General features: G+C 51.6%; 17 protein-coding genes. 3 read left to right on the top strand and 14 right to left on the bottom strand.

Features of this window, described 5'->3' with window-relative positions:
- The gene (sbmA, locus tag G549_RS0106265; protein WP_027834309.1) at positions 1-1224 is read right to left on the bottom strand and encodes a peptide antibiotic transporter SbmA; all 1224 of its coding nucleotides are present in this window, start codon (positions 1222-1224) and stop codon (positions 1-3) included.
- 197 nt (positions 1225-1421) lie between these two features.
- Between sbmA and G549_RS21235 the strand changes: the two genes are divergently transcribed.
- Both G549_RS21235 and ttcA read left to right on the top strand, forming a co-directional pair.
- Positions 1422-1811, top strand: a complete 390-nt coding sequence (locus G549_RS21235) for a cupin domain-containing protein (RefSeq protein ID WP_051213499.1) — start codon at positions 1422-1424, stop codon at positions 1809-1811.
- A gap of 65 nt (positions 1812-1876) precedes the next feature.
- Positions 1877-2701: a tRNA 2-thiocytidine(32) synthetase TtcA gene (gene ttcA / locus G549_RS0106255; protein ID WP_027834308.1), complete on the top strand. Its 825-nt coding sequence runs from the start codon at positions 1877-1879 to the stop codon at positions 2699-2701.
- On the opposite strand, the gene G549_RS19265 is transcribed toward ttcA, so the two are convergent.
- Together G549_RS19265 and G549_RS0106245 are read right to left on the bottom strand one after the other, a co-directional pair.
- Positions 2702-3943, bottom strand: a complete 1242-nt coding sequence (locus G549_RS19265) for an MFS transporter (protein WP_036221599.1) — start codon at positions 3941-3943, stop codon at positions 2702-2704. It lies immediately after the preceding gene.
- 109 nt (positions 3944-4052) lie between these two features.
- Positions 4053-5282 carry a multidrug effflux MFS transporter gene (locus G549_RS0106245; RefSeq protein ID WP_027834307.1) on the bottom strand — a complete coding sequence of 410 codons (1230 nt, stop codon included), beginning with the start codon at positions 5280-5282 and terminating at the stop codon, positions 4053-4055.
- A 171-nt stretch (positions 5283-5453) separates the two neighbouring features.
- Here G549_RS0106245 and G549_RS0106240 point away from each other — a divergent pair, with 171 nt between their 5' ends.
- On the top strand, positions 5454-6395 hold the full coding sequence (locus G549_RS0106240) for an AEC family transporter (RefSeq protein ID WP_027834306.1): 942 nt from the start codon (positions 5454-5456) through the stop codon (positions 6393-6395).
- Here the strand turns inward: G549_RS0106240 and G549_RS19260 are convergent.
- From G549_RS19260 to purC, 11 genes are all read right to left on the bottom strand, one after another.
- Positions 6361-7596, bottom strand: a complete 1236-nt coding sequence (locus tag G549_RS19260; protein ID WP_051213498.1) for a multidrug effflux MFS transporter — start codon at positions 7594-7596, stop codon at positions 6361-6363. The genes G549_RS0106240 and G549_RS19260 overlap by 35 nt on opposite strands.
- A gap of 95 nt (positions 7597-7691) precedes the next feature.
- On the bottom strand, positions 7692-8153 hold the full coding sequence (locus tag G549_RS0106230; protein ID WP_027834305.1) for a YtoQ family protein: 462 nt from the start codon (positions 8151-8153) through the stop codon (positions 7692-7694).
- A complete protein-coding gene (grxD, locus tag G549_RS0106225) occupies positions 8153-8488 on the bottom strand; it encodes a Grx4 family monothiol glutaredoxin (protein ID WP_027834304.1) in 336 nt (111 codons plus the stop codon). Before grxD ends, G549_RS0106230 begins: the two co-directional genes overlap by 1 nt.
- A 97-nt stretch (positions 8489-8585) precedes the next feature.
- Entirely contained in the window at positions 8586-9446 is an 861-nt protein-coding gene (locus G549_RS19255) for a GNAT family N-acetyltransferase (RefSeq protein ID WP_036221596.1), read from the bottom strand.
- Positions 9443-10072, bottom strand: coding sequence for an HAD-IA family hydrolase (locus G549_RS19250; RefSeq protein WP_051213497.1), 630 nt, complete (start codon positions 10070-10072; stop codon positions 9443-9445). The genes G549_RS19255 and G549_RS19250 overlap by 4 nt, the downstream gene beginning before the upstream one ends.
- A 5-nt stretch (positions 10073-10077) precedes the next feature.
- Positions 10078-10308, bottom strand: coding sequence for a BolA family protein (locus tag G549_RS0106210; protein ID WP_027834303.1), 231 nt, complete (start codon positions 10306-10308; stop codon positions 10078-10080).
- A 24-nt stretch (positions 10309-10332) separates the two neighbouring features.
- Positions 10333-12540 carry a phosphoribosylformylglycinamidine synthase subunit PurL gene (gene purL, locus G549_RS0106205; RefSeq protein WP_027834302.1) on the bottom strand — a complete coding sequence of 736 codons (2208 nt, stop codon included), beginning with the start codon at positions 12538-12540 and terminating at the stop codon, positions 10333-10335.
- The gene (purQ, locus tag G549_RS0106200; protein WP_027834301.1) at positions 12541-13230 is read right to left on the bottom strand and encodes a phosphoribosylformylglycinamidine synthase subunit PurQ; all 690 of its coding nucleotides are present in this window, start codon (positions 13228-13230) and stop codon (positions 12541-12543) included.
- Positions 13231-13398: 168 nt separating this feature from the next.
- The gene (locus tag G549_RS19245; RefSeq protein WP_036221593.1) at positions 13399-14478 is read right to left on the bottom strand and encodes an acyltransferase family protein; all 1080 of its coding nucleotides are present in this window, start codon (positions 14476-14478) and stop codon (positions 13399-13401) included.
- A gap of 440 nt (positions 14479-14918) precedes the next feature.
- A complete protein-coding gene (gene purS / locus G549_RS0106190) occupies positions 14919-15161 on the bottom strand; it encodes a phosphoribosylformylglycinamidine synthase subunit PurS (RefSeq protein ID WP_027834300.1) in 243 nt (80 codons plus the stop codon).
- Positions 15162-15183: 22 nt separating this feature from the next.
- Entirely contained in the window at positions 15184-15948 is a 765-nt protein-coding gene (gene purC / locus G549_RS0106185; protein WP_027834299.1) for a phosphoribosylaminoimidazolesuccinocarboxamide synthase, read from the bottom strand.
- Positions 15949-16068: the final 120 nt, after the last annotated feature.

The following is a 16068-nucleotide window of genomic DNA, read 5'->3' as shown; positions in this document are numbered from 1 at the left end:
TTAGACTGGAGAATCTGGCAGGTCCGAGCCTTTAGGAATTTCAGCTTCAAATTTGCGCAGACGTTTATAGACTGACATCAGCTTGATAATCTGCGGCCAAGAATCTACCAAATATTGCAGCGAGCTTTCCACCCTGCCAAAAGCGTTCGCCACCTGCTGATAGATACCAAGAGTGATGGCGCCGGCCAGGATTGATGGGCCGAGGGCAATTAGCGTGATGAAATTTGACGCCTGATTGTAGGTTGAGCGCACGAGATTGAAATAGAGATAGTGGAAGAACAGGCGGAAATAGTTTTTCTGCACGTCCAAATACAGCTCTTTTACCGTTTGTGGCTGCGCACGGGTTTCATGGTCCTCGGCGTAAACAAGTTCCTTACGATAGGCGGCTTCAACTTTTTGGTTGTTAAACTCCAAGCCGGGAAGCTTGAAGCCAACAGCTGCAAGAACCACAGTGCCGAACGCGGCTGACGCGAGGGCCACCCAAATCAGGGAGCCGGGCACTTCGCCAATTAACGGCAGCGCTGTGATTTGTTGTGAGAGGCCCCATAGAATGGGCAGGAACACAGCCAATGTCATCAATGCATAAACAAAGTTCACGCCCAGAGATTCAACACCGTCAGCAAAGCGCATGGCATCTTCCTGCACACGCTGCGATGCCCCTTCGATGTGTCGAAGGTGTGGCCAAAAGCTCATATAATAAAAGTTCATTGCCGTGCGCCAGCGGAAGACATAATGGCTGGTGAAGAAGTTAATCAGCACGATCAACAAAATGTTGGGCGCGGCGACATAGGCAACGAAAATCAAATTACCCCAATATTCCTCTGGTGCGACACTGCCAGGATCTGAAAGAGCTGTTTGTAGGAGATTAAAGAAGTCGCCATACCAGTCGTTCAGCCACGCCTGTACCTGCACATTGGCAAACAGCATTAAGACAATGGTGGCCGAGCCAACCACTGACCACCAATACCAACGATGGCGCTGGACAAAAAACCACGGCAAACAGAACAGATAGACGGTCATGATCACATATTGATAGAGCCAGACTTTCTGGTTTGTCAGAAATGGCGTTGGGTCGTCTCCGGGGTTGGGTGTAATGATCGGGTCTAGGCTAATGGCGCTTTGCAGGGCCGAGCCGATGGTGAACCAAATCAAAAAGCACAGCGCGGTCCAGATAACGGCGCTACCAAAGAATAGTTTTGGCGTTGGAAAAAACGATCGGAACATATGAATCCCTCCCAAGATTTGTCACAATTAGATGCAAATATTCTGAGGTGTGCAAATGGAATTGGCCGATCTCATGAATTTATTAACGGCAATTGTGCTAATTTGATCAAATGGTGTAACATTAACGCCGTATTTTGAGTTTTTTGCTATTTTTTAGCGTTGCTAATGACCAGATTTAGCTTTTTTGTGGGGTTTTTATGCGCGTCAAGTTTGATGACTTGCTGGAGAAACTACCGGGACCGGCGACACGCAAGTGGCCGAACGGGGTGTGGTTTGCGCCTGCATTCAACTCCGATACCCTTTCTGTACAGCTTTATACGCCTAAAACTGGCACATACCCGACACCGCCCGGTGTGAATATCATTTATCTGGCGATCCGTGGCCGCGCGGATGTTTCCATCTCAGGTGTGCGGCACGACATGCAGATTGGTGATGTGGTGCCTGTTGAGGCTGATGTGCCCCACGAATTTGTGAGTTTTACCAGCGACTTTGCTGTTTATGTGGTTTTTTGGCGTTCGTTGGCGCAAATCAAGAAGCGCGAGAAAGCGAAAGCCGAAGCGAAGCGCAAAGCGGAAGAAAACGCTTAGCTGCGCCTTTATTCTATGTGAAAATGGGGCTAAGGGTGGCGCAGGTCACAATTAGAGCAAAGCCCATGGATCAAGCCACAACTCCAATTTCCCGAATATTTGCCGATATGCCGAAATCTGTGGAGTTCGGCAAATTGCGTAAGCGATTGCTGCGGCAGGTAGAAACTGCGCTCAACACCTATCATATGCATGAGGTGCGCGGGCGTTGGTTGGTGGCGCTATCGGGAGGCAAGGATTCCTATGGCCTTTTGGCGCTGTTGCTCGAGTTGCAAATGCGCGGGGTGATTGAGCAAGATATTCTCGTTTGCAATCTTGATCAGGGGCAGCCGCATTTCCCAAAAGACGTATTGCCCAACTATTTAAATGATTTAGGGGTGGCGCATCGCATAGAATATCGCGACACCTATTCCATCGTCACCGACAAGGTGCCGGAAGGAAACACTTATTGTGCCTTATGTTCCCGGTTGCGCCGGGGCCATCTTTATCGCATTGCGCGTGAGGAAGGGTGTTCGGCGTTGCTCTTAGGGCACCATCGCGACGATATGTTGGAAACCTTTTTGCTGAACATGTTTTTCGGCGGCAAAATGGCAACCATGCCGCCCAAGCTGGTAAATGATGAAGGTGACCTTGCGGTGCTGCGGCCTCTTGCCCTTTGCGAGGAGTCAGATCTGCAAAAATTTGCTGACGGTATGCAGTTCCCGATCATCCCGTGTGACCTTTGCGGGTCGCAGGATGGGCTGCAGCGGCAAATGATGAAGCAGATGCTGGCGGACATGGAAAAGAAATCGCCGGGACGCAAGGACCGCATGTTTGCGGCCCTGCAAAATGTGAATGCAAGCCATTTGTTGGATGCGGACCTCTTCGATTTTGGCCAAATCAATCCGCAATAATTATTCGCCTGGCGCGATGACCGCAAAGTGTGGCGCCCGCTTTTCGCGAATAGGCAGGTGCAGCGCTGCGGAAAGCAAGCCAATCATCATGCCCAAATACCAAACCAAATCATAATTGCCGGTCAGATCAAAGCTGACGCCGCCGAGCCAAACGCCGAAAAACGAGCCGATCTGGTGTGACAGGAAGGCGAACCCATATAGCATGCCCATATATTTCGGGCCGAAGAAATTAGTGACGAGGGCTGCTGTAGGCGGCACCGTGGCCAGCCACAAGAGGCCTGTAACGGCGGCAAAAACATATGTTGTCCACTCGGTGATGGGCAGCAAGAGGAACAGACCGGTGATGACAACGCGGCTGAGATAGATGCTGGCCAGCAAGAACTGCTTTGGCAGGCGCCCAGCGAGATAACCCGCGCCGAGTGATCCGACAATGTTGAACAAACCAATCAATGCCAGCGCCCAACTGCCCACGGTGGGGCTTAGCCCGCATTGCACCAAATAGGCCGGCATATGCACGGTGACAAAGGCCAAATGGAAGCCGCACACGAAAAAGCCTGCCACAAGCAGCACATAAGACCGATGCTTGAAGGCTTCGCGCAATGTTTCGAAAAGCGGCATGTCGCGCCCATCATCTGCCTGATGTTCAGTTTTGCCGCGCAAGAAGAACGATAGCGGGATGATGGCCAATAGGGTGATGGCAAAAATCAAAAGGGCGTTTTGCCAGCCAAAGCCGTTGATCAATTGTTGGCCCACGGGGGCGAATACAAATTGACCGGCGGAGGAGGCGGCTGTGGCAATGCCGAAGACAAAGCTGCGCTTTTCGGCCGGTACGGCGCGCCCAAATGCGGCCATGACCACGGCGAATGATGCTGTGCCGATACCAAGCCCCATCAACAAGCCAGCGCCTAGGAATAGGGTCAGTTCGGTGCCGCCATAGGCCAGCAGCAATACGCCCAACGCATAGATTATTGTACCGATGATCAGGGTTTTGGCGGTGCCGTGCTTATCCGCAAAGCCACCTGCGACGGGCTGGATCAAACCCCAAATCAGGTTTTGCACGGCAAAAGCCAGCCCCCAGGTTTCCCGCGACCAGCCAAACTCAGAGGTGAGGGGCAAGGTGAACAAGCCTGCCGTGGAACGCACGCCAAACGACATCATCGCGATCAAGCAGCCTGCAATGATGATAAAACTAAGCGGCGTACGGATCGCGCCGAGGGGGGTGGTGAGGTTTGTTGTGCTCATATTCGTGCTCGCAAGATTAATGCCGATAATTTGCCTTGATGCATTGAAATGGGCAAATCACAATTTTTGATCGCCCAAATCTATGTTTGGATTTTATCGATGGCGAGGTTCAGGTGATTGGATCAAATTGCGGTTTGAACAATTTTCCCTTTTCGGCAACAAGAACGAAGCACATGCTTATGCTGCCCAAAATGACATAGCCCAACGCGATTGGCAGTACCGAGCCATTGTAGGCCTGGCCGATAAATGTGCCGAGCAAGGCGCCGCCTACCGTTTGCATGAAGCCGAACACGGAGGCGGCTGTGCCAGCCACGCGGCCCAATGGCTCCATGGAGAGCGAATTGAAATTGGTGCCCATCAGGCCGAACAGGAACATGACGGGCGCTTGAATGGCCATAAAAGCCCATAGGGGCAGGGCATTGAGATAGGCAAGTATCGACCAGAGCAAGCTCAATGAAATAAAGCCGATCAGGGCGCTATGTGAGAGCTTGCGCATGCCAAAGCGGCCCACCATACGCGAGTTGGTGAATGAGGCGATCGACATGACCGTGGCGATGGCGGCAAATGCCGCTGGGAACCAAGGCCCCAGCCCATATAGTTCGCCGTAAATTTGCTGTGAGGGCGCCAAAAACCCAAATAGTGCGCCCAGCGCCACCATATTGGCCAGCCCGTATGAAAGTGCCATCCGGTTTGAGAAAACGATGGCAAATCCCTCAATGATGATTTTTGGACGGAATGCACGGCGGTTTTCAGGCGCCAAGGTTTCAGGCAGGCGCAAAATGGTCCAAATCGCGGCAAAAATCGCAATCAACGCCATGGCGAAATAGATGAACTGCCAGGGGCCGAAGAGGATAATCAGCTGGCCGAAAGTTGGGGCAAGCACGGGCATGATCATAAACACCATCATGATCAAGGACATGACTTCGGCCATGGCACGACCGCCGAAGCAATCTCGGACCATAGAAAGTGCCACAACGCGGGATGCGCCCGCACCCAGGCCTTGAATGACGCGCATGAACAGCATCGCGTTTAGATCGGTCGTCATCGCACCGCCAATCGCGGCAGCAATATAAATGGTCACGCCGATAAGGAACGTGGCGCGGCGGCCGATGGCGTCGCATAAGGGGCCAAAGAAAAGCTGAGAAAAGCCAAAGCCGATCAAAAAGAAAGTGACAATAAATTGGCGGTGATTTTCGGCCTCAACCTGCATCGCCTCGCCAATCATGGGCAAAGCGGGGAGCATCACGTCAATGGCCAGAGCGTTAAGGGCCATAATCAACGCAGCCAGACCGATAAACTCAATCCGGTTAATGGAAGGGTTTAGTTTTGCAATTTTCATTGATCACCTGAATAGGAGTTTGGCCGAACGAAGAGTTGGGAGGATTCGCGAAGCTGATTTAGGGAATTAGATTTAATCATGCCACCAGTGACAAAAAAGCGCAATAGGTTTGACCAATTGGTTGACCAGACGATCAAAGCGGCATAGTTCACTAGCAACCAAGGAGTGCCTATGCTGGGTGTGTTTGAAAGTATTCTGCCTGTTTTCGCGGTTATCGTGTTGGGCTTTTTGCTGCGTCGGTTCAATTTTGTTGAGGCGAGTAAATGGCAGGTGGTGGATGAGCTGTGCTTTTGGATTCTTTTCCCGTCGCTGCTGGCAAGCACCCTGATCAACACCGATTTGCGCACCATTGAGTTCGATAAAATCTTCTATGTGTTGCTGGGCATGATCCTGACAATCTCGGCCCTCATGCTCGTGCTCTACCCTTTTTTCCGCAAAACCATGCGGCTTGGTCGTCCGCAATATTCAACATTGTTCCAAACCGTGACCCGGTGGCACGGTTTTATCGCGATGGCATTGGTGCTGAAGTTTTTTGGTGAGCCAGGATTGGCGGTGATCGCTGTGGCATTCGTGGTGCTGGTGCCGGTGCTGCAATTGGTCAATGTAACCGTTTTATCTATCTTTTCAGACAAGCATAAATTTAGCTATTTCAACGTGTTGAAGCAAATTGCTCGCAATCCGATTCTGCTGGGTTGTGTTGTGGGCATGGTGGTCAATTTCGCGGGCATACCAGTGTGGGACCCTATATTGACGTTTCTTGATTTGCTGGGGCGTGCAGCATTGGGCATTTCCTTGCTGGCGTTGGGCGCGGGTTTGAGCCTGCGTGCGGCGTTGAAGCCGAGCCCCGTTGTTGGGGTTGCACTGGTGGGCAAGCTGGTTTTGGTGCCGTTGATCATGTTTGGCTTTGCCGTGCTGTTTGGGGTGACGGGCGATGCGTTTATCATTTTGATGATCAGTGCCGGGGTGCCGACGGCGATGAATGGTTATGTGTTGGCCAAAAAAATGGGCGGCGATGCTGAGCTTTATGCGTCAATCGCCACCGTGCAAACGGCCGCGTCATTTTTCACGCTGCCCTTGATTATTTTACTGGCACGTTGGTGGGTTGGGGCGTAGCGGGCTGTATGCGCGTACCCAACATGCTGGAAATGCAGGCAAGCACGCCGACGACCATAAAACCTGCTGCAATTGGCGCCACAGTGTCATTGTAAAAGCTGCCGATAATGGCGCCCACGACTGCGCCGCCGGCGCTGGAAATAAAACCCAGTACTGACGCTGCGGTTCCCGCAACCCGTTTCATCGGAATCATCGCCATGGTGTTTTGATTGATCCCTGCGAGGCCGAAACAGAAATTGATCGGTTGGTGCAGCAAAACCAGCAGCCACAGCGGCAAAACACCCATGGTCAGTGAAAAACCGAGCCATATGGCGCCCAGTGTGGCAAAAGCGGCGCTGGCGGCAAGGGCAACTTTATGGATTTCAAAGTGATCGAGCAGCCTTGAATTGATCAAAGATGCGATGCCGATATTTGTGGCGGTGAGGGCAATCATCAACGGATAGATTGGGCCAAGGTCGTAAATCTCTAAATAGATCTGCGGTGATGTGCCCAAAAAGCCGATAATGGCGCCAAGCAACAAAGCATGGGCCATGCCAAATAAAAGCGAAGAGGGGGTGGTGAAAACAATGCGGAACCCCTCATAGATAATTTTGGGCCGAAAGGCGCGCGTGTTTTCAATTGAAAGCGTTTCTGGCAGGCGCAAAAACACCCAAAGCAGCGTCACCACGGCCATGATCGCCATAAAGGCGAAAACGCTTTGCCATGGAAAAAACAAGATCAGCAATTGGCCCAAGCTGGGGGCAACGATGGGCATGGACATAAAGACCATGACGATCAGGGACATTGTTTTTGCCAGTTTTTTACCTTCAAACACATCGCGGACGACGGCAAAAGCGATCACGCGGGAAGCCCCCGCGCCGAGCCCTTGAATTAGCCGCAGCGCCAAAAGCGAATTATAGTCGCTGACAAAGGAGGCAAGGGCGACGGGGACGAAGAAGATGAGAATGCCAATAAAGGCGGTGTTGCGGCGACCAATCGCGTCTGACAGGGGGCCATAAAACAATTGGCTAATGCCAAAGCCGATCAGATAATAGGTGATGACCAATTGTTGCTGATTGTCGCCAATGGCACCCAGCGAGGTTGCGATTTCGGGCAAGGCGGGCAACATGATGTCGATGGCCACGGCGTTGAGCGCCATCAATGTGGCGGCCAGCAGCACAAACTCGATATAATTGGTATTTGGATTGAGTTTTAAACGCATCAAACATCGCAAATAAATGAACTGCTTTATTGATGCGATAGGTTTGACCAATTGGCAAGCCCTGACAGCACAATTGCCGTCAGGGCTAAGATTCTTTAAGCGGGCAATTTGCCATTAATGACGTAATCGAGAATTTGCACCACTTGAGCGGGTGTATCGATCACGGCAAGTGCCGCAGCGTCGACTTCTTTGAGCGCGTGCTGGTGCTCGTCACCATGCATCACGATCAACGGCAAGCCGAGTGCGGCCGCATAGCCAGCGTCGAACGCAGCGTTCCATTGCTTATATTTGTCGCCGAAGCGCACAACGACAATGTCTGCTTCGCCCAAAAGTGAGCGCGTGCGGATGGCGTTGAGCTTGGCGCCTTTATGGTCGTGCCAGAACTTGTTTGGCTCTTCGCCCATAATGGCGACGCCACAATCATCCGAAGCACCGTGATCCGTTACCGGGGCGGAAAACTCGACGGGCAGGCCCGCAGATTCGCAGCCTTTTTGGATTTCCGCACGCCAATCGGTGTGGATTTCGCCCGAAAGATAGACATTCCAAATACGGGTCATTAGCTGGCCTGTTTGGCTTTGATGCCTTTGTCGGCCAAAAGCTGCTGCAATTCGCCCTCTTGCGCCATTTCACGAATAATGTCGCAACCGCCAACAAACTCGCCTTTTACATAAAGCTGCGGAATGGTTGGCCAATTTGAGAATTGCTTGATTCCTTCGCGCAATTCGTCGCTTTCCAGCACGTTGGCGCTGGCATATTCAACTTCCAAATAGTTCAAAATTTGCGCAACTTGGCCAGAAAAACCGCACTGAGGAAAGTCAGGCGTGCCTTTCATAAACAAGAACACGTCATTGTTTTTGATTTGGGTGTCGATAAATGCGTTGATGTCGCTCATTTTTTGTTTCCTTTACATTCGGGGTTAAGGCCCGACAAGGTGACCAGTTCTGTGCCTAAATAGGACAGACAGGATTAAATGTCGAGGATCAGTCTCATCAATTTTGTCGCAGGGCGCGCATTCGCTCCATAAAGGCCTTAACGGCATAGGGCGGATAGTCCAGAAGCTCGCCCATCTCGCGCTCGTCTTTCACATCATGTTCGCCATAGATTTGATGCTTTGTGAGCAGCTCAACCAAGCGATCTTTCTCTGTCTCGGCGTGGGGCAAATAATAGATAATTGGCGTGACCGGCACAATGTCGATTTGCCCGCTTTCACGCATCCTCTTCTCCAAATGATCCGTATGTGCTTGCCACACATACCGCTTGATCCGGCCGCTCAAAACATAGGGGCGAAAAGTTTCTTCGGGATCATTGTCGGCGAAATAGGAGAGTTTTTTTGCCCCTGCCAGCATCAATTCGAGCTCGTGCCCCTCATGGGGCGGACGTTGGAGCAGGGCTTCCATATCATAAACGGGAATAAAGACCCCGCCACGTGTGATCTCTTCACGCTCTTTGACGACGTGAAAGCCTTCATTTTGAAAGAAGCTCAATGCGGGATGACTGGAGGTGAGGGTGATTTTTTCAGGCCGCCCCTTCAAAATCTCCTCAAGCGCCTTGTTGATCAACGCTGTGCCAACGCCTTTGTTTTGATGCGCGGGGTGGACGAACAGCGCCATAATTTCGTAGCCGCGATAGCCACAAAACCCCACAGGCACTTCATTTTCATCTATTGCGATATTGAAGATTTCGCCATCGTCTGCTGAATGTTTGTAGCCTTCAGGCTTGAGGCCGTGCGCCCAGCTTTCTAGGGCTTTTTGGTCGTAATAATCGTCCTTCACAGCAAAAATAGCGGCCCGGTGAATTTCGGGTAGTTGGGCCCAATGATTTTCGCCAATAGGGACGATTTTGTATTTCATACAATCAACTGGTCTTTCACCCACGGGTGATTGAAAAAGTCATCTTCCGACACAAAAAGGGCGGCATCCCAATTTTGCGCTACCCCAGCATCTACGTTTTTTTGCCCGTCGTCAAAAAATAATGGTTTTTCGGTTTGCGGGCCAAGCAGTTGATCTACCTTTTTGAAAAAGGCCGGATCGGGTTTTGCGACGCCGAGGCGGGCGGCGTAGAACATATCGTCAAAGATGTGCCCGAGTTTGAGATCGTGCCACAAATAGAAAGCGCGGAGGTGCTCCTGATTAGTGGCGAGGTAGAGTTTGACGTCGGCTTTTTGCTTGAGTTGTTTGATGCCGTCGAGGAGCTGACGGTTCACCGGGGTGTCGTTTTTGAACCAATATTCAAGCAGATCAAGGCTGTTGATGTGGCCTGCATTGATGGTCGGCAAGAAGGCATCCATTGCGGTGACGATGGAGGTTTTGCCGGTAACAATTTCAGCGTAATTCAGCCGGAAAAATTCATTGAATGAATCACGGCTGATGCCGAAATCCATTTCAATGTGCTGGCTCCACACCCGTTGACGCGCGGGGTCTTGGTGAAACAGGGAGTGGATGACCACGCCATCCACATCGAAAAGAATGGACCGCACCGGAACTATTCCGGTGCGTTTGTTTTCAAGGCAAGGGCGTGAAGTTCGCCGCTATCCAGCACTTGTTTTAGTGCTGCATTGACCATTTGGTGCTGTTGCACGCGGGATTTGCCGCGGAAGGCTTCTGCCACAACAATAGCGGTATAGTGATGGCCGTCATCTGTATCCGCATTCACTTCTGCGCCTGGAATGGCTTCAGTGATCAAACGTTCGATTTCAGCGGTACCAATAGACATAAACAACAATCTCCAATCAGGCGGCTATTGCGCCGCTTCTGCTGCCATATAGTCTGGGAACCAGCTTTCATGGAAATCACTAAGTTCCGCCACCGATACGGCAAATATATCTTTTGCTTCCAGCTTATCGCCACCTACGGTGCCCAATTGGGTCACCGGCACATTTTGTGCCTTGGCAGCGGCCAGAACCGACTCAAGATTATCAGATTTTACCGTCACGATATAGCGGGCTTGATCTTCACCGAACAATTCACCCAGATCATTTGAAAGCTCAAGCTGCGCGCCGATTTTGCCCTTCATGGCCATTTCAGCCAACGCCACCACAAGGCCACCATCCGAGAGATCGTGACACGCGGTGAGCTGTTCTTGATTGATCAGTTCCCGGATCAATGCGCCATGCTTGGCTTCTTTGTCGAGATCAACGGTTGGGGCATCGCCTTCAATGCGGTTGAAGCAATCGCGCAGCAGGGCAGATTGGCCAAGGTGGGTGCCTTTTTCGCCAATCAAAAGAATCACTTCGCCTTCTTCCTTGAAGGAAAGAGTCATCATTTTTGCCCAATCTTTCAGCAAGCCAACGCCGCCAATGGCGGGGGTGGGCAGAATGCCAATGCCGTTGGTTTCGTTGTAAAGCGACACGTTGCCAGAGACGATTGGAAACTCAAGCGCGCGACAGGCATCGCCAATGCCGAGAATGGCTTGCGAGAACTGTTCCATAATTTCTGGCTTTTCGGGGTTACCGAAATTCAGATTGTCGGTTGAGGCCAAGGGCAGTGCGCCAACGGCGGACAGGTTGCGCCAGCATTCGGCTACAGCCTGCTTGCCGCCCTCACGCGGGTTGGCTTCGCAATAGCGTGGCGTCACGTCTACGGAGAAAGCGAGGGCTTTTTTGCCGTCTGCACCTTCCACGCGCACCACGCCCGCGTCACCGCCGGGCACTTGCACAGAATTGCCTTGGATCAGATGATCATATTGTTCCCATACCCAGCGGCGCGATGCGCCGTTGGCGTTGCCGACAAGGGTCAATAGGGCTTGGGCGACATCGATATTGCTGTCGATTTCGCCAAGGGCTGACGGGGCAGGATAGGCTGCACGCGGCCGATCATATTCGGGGGCTTCGTCGCCCAGATCTTTAATCGGCAAGTTAGCAACTTCGGTGCCTTCATGGATGACACGGAAGCGCAGATCGTCGGTGGTTTTGCCGACGATGGCGAAGTCGAGATCCCATTTGTGGAAGATGGCTTTGGCCACATCTTCTTTTTCAGGGTCAAGCACCATCAACATGCGCTCTTGGCTTTCAGACAGCATCATTTCGTAAGCTGTCATCGCTTCTTCGCGGGTGGGCACATCGTCAAGATAAAGCTCCACGCCTAGATTGCCTTGTGCGCCCATTTCGACGGCAGAGCAGGTAAGGCCCGCTGCGCCCATATCCTGAATGGAAATCACGGCACCGGTTTGCATCAGCTCAAGACAGGCTTCGAGCAGGCATTTTTCGGTGAACGGATCACCGACCTGAACAGTGGGGCGCTTTTCGTCAATATCGTCGCCGAACTCGGCAGACGCCATCGTCGCGCCACCCACGCCATCGCGGCCGGTTTTGGCGCCGAGATAAACGATGGGCAAGCCAACGCCTTTGGCGGCGCAAAGGAAGATTTTATCGGCATCAGCAAGGCCCGCGGCGAACGCATTGACCAAGATGTTGCCATTGTAGCGTGGGTCGAACTCAACTTCACCGCCTACGGTGGGCACGCCGAAGGAGTTGCCATAGCCTCCAACGCCAGCCACAACGCCTGATACGAGGTGGCGGGTTTTTTCGTGATCCGGTGCGCCAAAACGCAGGGCGTTCATCGCCGCAATGGGGCGGGCACCCATGGTGAACACATCACGCAAAATGCCGCCAACGCCTGTGGCTGCGCCTTGATAAGGCTCAATGTAAGAGGGGTGGTTGTGGCTTTCCATTTTGAACACCACGGCCTGACCATCATCAATGTCCACAACGCCTGCATTTTCGCCGGGGCCATGGATTACACGGTCGCCAGTTGTTGGCAGTGTTTTCAGCCATTTCTTTGAGGATTTGTAAGAACAGTGCTCGTTCCACATGGCAGAGAAAATGCCCAACTCGGTGTAAGTGGGTTCGCGGCCAATCAGCTCAAGGATTTTGGCGTATTCTTCTTCATTGAGGCCATGGCTGGCGATCAATTCAGGGGTGATTTCGATATTCTGATTTTTCAACATTTACGCCACCGCTGCCACTAGGCTGTCAAAGATGTAGCGGCCTTCAATGCCGCCGTGGGCTGCTTCGATAAGGTTTTCTGGGTGGGGCATCATGCCCAACACATTGCCTTGCTTGTTGGTGATGCCTGCAATGTTTTCAATGGATCCGTTCGGATTGGCTTCAAGGGTGACATTGCCGTTTTCATCACAATAGCGGAAAGCGATCTGGCTGTTGTCTTCAAGGGCTTTCAGGCCGTCCGGATCGATGAAGTAATTGCCATCATGGTGGGCGATGGGGCATGGGAATGCCTCGTGGCCCTTATAGGCTGAGGTGAACGGTGAAGTTGTGTTTTCTGCTTTTAAATGAATCACTTTGCACAAAAACTTCAAATCCCGATTCCGCATCAAAGCGCCGGGCAGGAGGCCCGTTTCAGTGAGGATTTGGAAGCCATTACACACGCCCAAGGTCAACCCGCCGCGATCTGCATGTTCCTTTACCCGCTTCAGCATGGGCGAGCGAGCGGCAATGGCGCCAGCACGCAGATAATCGCCATAGGAGAAACCGCCGGGAACCACCACGAGATCAACGTCTGGTAAGTCGCTATCGCCGTGCCAAGCTAGATGTGGTTTTTCTCCCGTCACTTTTTCAAGTGCGGCGATCATGTCTCTGTCGCGGTTGAGGCCGGGGAAGACAATCACTGCAGACTTCATGAGCGTGATTCCTTTTCGGTGTGCAAAGGCACAATTTGCATCTGCGCTATGGGCGCGAAAAGATGCGGTTGGGTTTGGCTCTTAATGGTTCAAAAAGCCCCCAAAAAGCAAGAGGCGCGAGAGGTCTCGCGCCGCTTTTTTCAAAGAAATACTGGTTTTTTTGTAAAACTACTCAGCCGGAGCACTGTTTTTGATCGCTTGGTCAGGTTTTTCCCGGCCTGCCTCAAGTTTTGCCCATTCAGGACGGGTATACAAAAACTTGCCAAATCCGATTTTCTGGATGATCTCATAGACAATCAATGAAGATGTGGCCGCGGCGATAATGACCAGCAGACTGATCGCGCCGACATCGTTGATGACGCCGATTTTGAAGAGGATCGTGCGGACGATTGCCATTGGGATGACAAAGGCGACATAGACGGCCAATGAGCGTTCACCCACCCATGCGAGGGGCTTAGCCAAGTTAAACCGCGCCAACAATGCTGCAAACACGCAGATGGCGGTGGCGCCCATAAAGGCCAGGATCAAATGAATGCCGGGCCAGGAGGCGAAGCCAGGGGTGACATGGTCTGGTTGTATGTCGGCGGTTGGCCAGAAGACGAGGCCGAAATTGATGCCCGCCCAAGCGACAAGCCCAAGCGTGGCCAACAACGCATGATTCTGTGCCCAACCGGTCAGTTTGAAGATTTGTGGTGCCAGCGCATAACCCGCATAGAAGAACACGTAATATTCCGCAAAATAGGCGATGACAGCGCTATCGTTGGGTGTTGGCAGCATTTGCAGCACAGCGGCTACAGCAAGTACCAACCAGTGGGGGACATGATTATTGTACAGCCATTTGGTGGCGGCTGAGAAGAACGCCAGCATATAGATGAACCACAATACGGAGTAGGGTTCGAACAGCGCGAAGAAGATGCCAGAGAAAAAGCCTGCGATATCGCCCGATGCGATGACGGTTTTGAAAAACATCTGGATCAGGGCCCACAGCGCATAGAAATAGAGATAGTGAACCACGCGCCGATCGGCATAGCGCCCCCAAGAGCGCGCTATCACGTAAGACAGGAACAATCCTGAGATCAAAAAGAATTCAGGCATCCGGAAGGGGGCAGAGTAGGCAACTGCATAATGCATGAAGCCAATTTGCCCGGCATCTGCGCCCACGCCCAAAGTTGAGTGCAACATCACCACGAGGAGGATAGATATCCCCTTGGCTGCATCGACCCAATCTAAACGTTTTGTGTTTGTCATCTATTCCCGCCCTATCAAGTATAGTTGAAGGTGTTATACAATGGAGGGGTAAATAAAAAAACGAAAACTGTGTCGCGCGGTGATATTTATGAAATTTGAGGTTAATTTATCAGATTAAAAGTTAAAGTTTTACAGTATTTGTTAACGATAAAGGGGCCATTCGGCCCCTTATTTCTGTTCGCTAGAGGCGATGTGATCGCCCAAAAAATGGCTTAAGAGATCGGTACCGTTCCGTACGCGCCTGCCATGATTGCCAAAGCAAGAAAAAAGCCGGCAGTTAGTGAAAGCCGTTTAATCATAATGTCTTATCCATCCGGTCACGTAGAGTATCCGTGCCGTCCCTATCAACTGTTTGTGACGATTTGATTTGTCTTGTAGACGCGATTGTCGCCACATTGCTCGCACAATGCCGCTACAATCGTTAAAAAATGTTTGGTTAATTAGTCGACGATCTCGATTGAGTAGTTCTCAATTACTGTGTTGGCCAAGAGCTTTTCGCACATTTGGGCCAGCTTTTCTTTCGCCGCTTCGTGGTCTGTTTCTTCCAGCTTCACGTCAAAGATTTTGCCTTGGCGAACAGCGTCAACCCCTTCAAAGCCCAAGCTCGACAAAGAGCCTTCAATTGCTTGGCCCTGCGGGTCAAGTACGCCATTTTTAAGTGTTACAAAGATGCGTGCGTGCATGTATTCAAATCTCGATTTTTGACTATTTTACAAGGCGTGGGCCAGTGGCCAACGCGTTATCCGCTTCTGAAAGAATGCCCAATCGTTGAGCAACTTCGCGATAGGCATCCACAAGGCCACCCAGGTCTTGGCGGAACCGATCTTTATCCAGCTTATTCTGTGTTTTGATGTCCCACAGGCGACAGCTATCAGGCGAGATTTCATCCGCCAGAACGATGCGCATGGTGTCTTCTTCATAAAGACGGCCAAACTCGATCTTGAAATCAATAAGCTGGATGCCCGCGCTCATGAACAAGCCGCACAAAAAGTCGTTGATCCGCACGGCCATGGACATGATGTCATCAAGTTCTTGCGGGTTGGCCCAGCCAAAAGCAGTGATGTGTTCTTCAGCCACGATCGGATCGTTGAGCTTGTCGTCTTTATAATAAAACTCAATGATTGAGCGGGGCAGGCGGGTGCCGCTTTCAACGCCCAAACGCTTGCAAATTGACCCTGCAGCGACGTTGCGGACCACCACTTCCAGTGGAATGATTTCAACTTCGCGGATCAATTGTTCGCGCATATTCATGCGCTTAATGAAGTGTGTGGGGATGCCCAGCTCGTTCAGGTGGGTGAAGATGAATTCGGAAATGCGGTTGTTTAACACGCCTTTGCCGTCAATCACTTCGTGCTTTTCGCCATTGCCAGCTGTGGCATCATCTTTAAAATGCTGCACCAGGGTGCCAGGCTCTGGACCTTCATAGAGAACTTTCGCTTTGCCTTCATAGAGGCGACGCCGACGGCTCATGATTAATACCCACGATTCCTGAAATGTATGTATGGCCGCTTCATGTCCCTTTTTGGGGGTAAAAAGCAAGCCTTTAATCAATTTTCACCGCATTCTTTCAGTCTTTTGGTGTTTAATGTC

The organism is Maritalea myrionectae DSM 19524 (assembly GCF_000423365.1).
Lineage (GTDB): Bacteria > Pseudomonadota > Alphaproteobacteria > Rhizobiales > Devosiaceae > Maritalea > Maritalea myrionectae.
The sequence above is the reverse complement of the archived record's forward strand: the minus strand, read 5'-3'. Positions and strand labels throughout refer to the sequence as shown.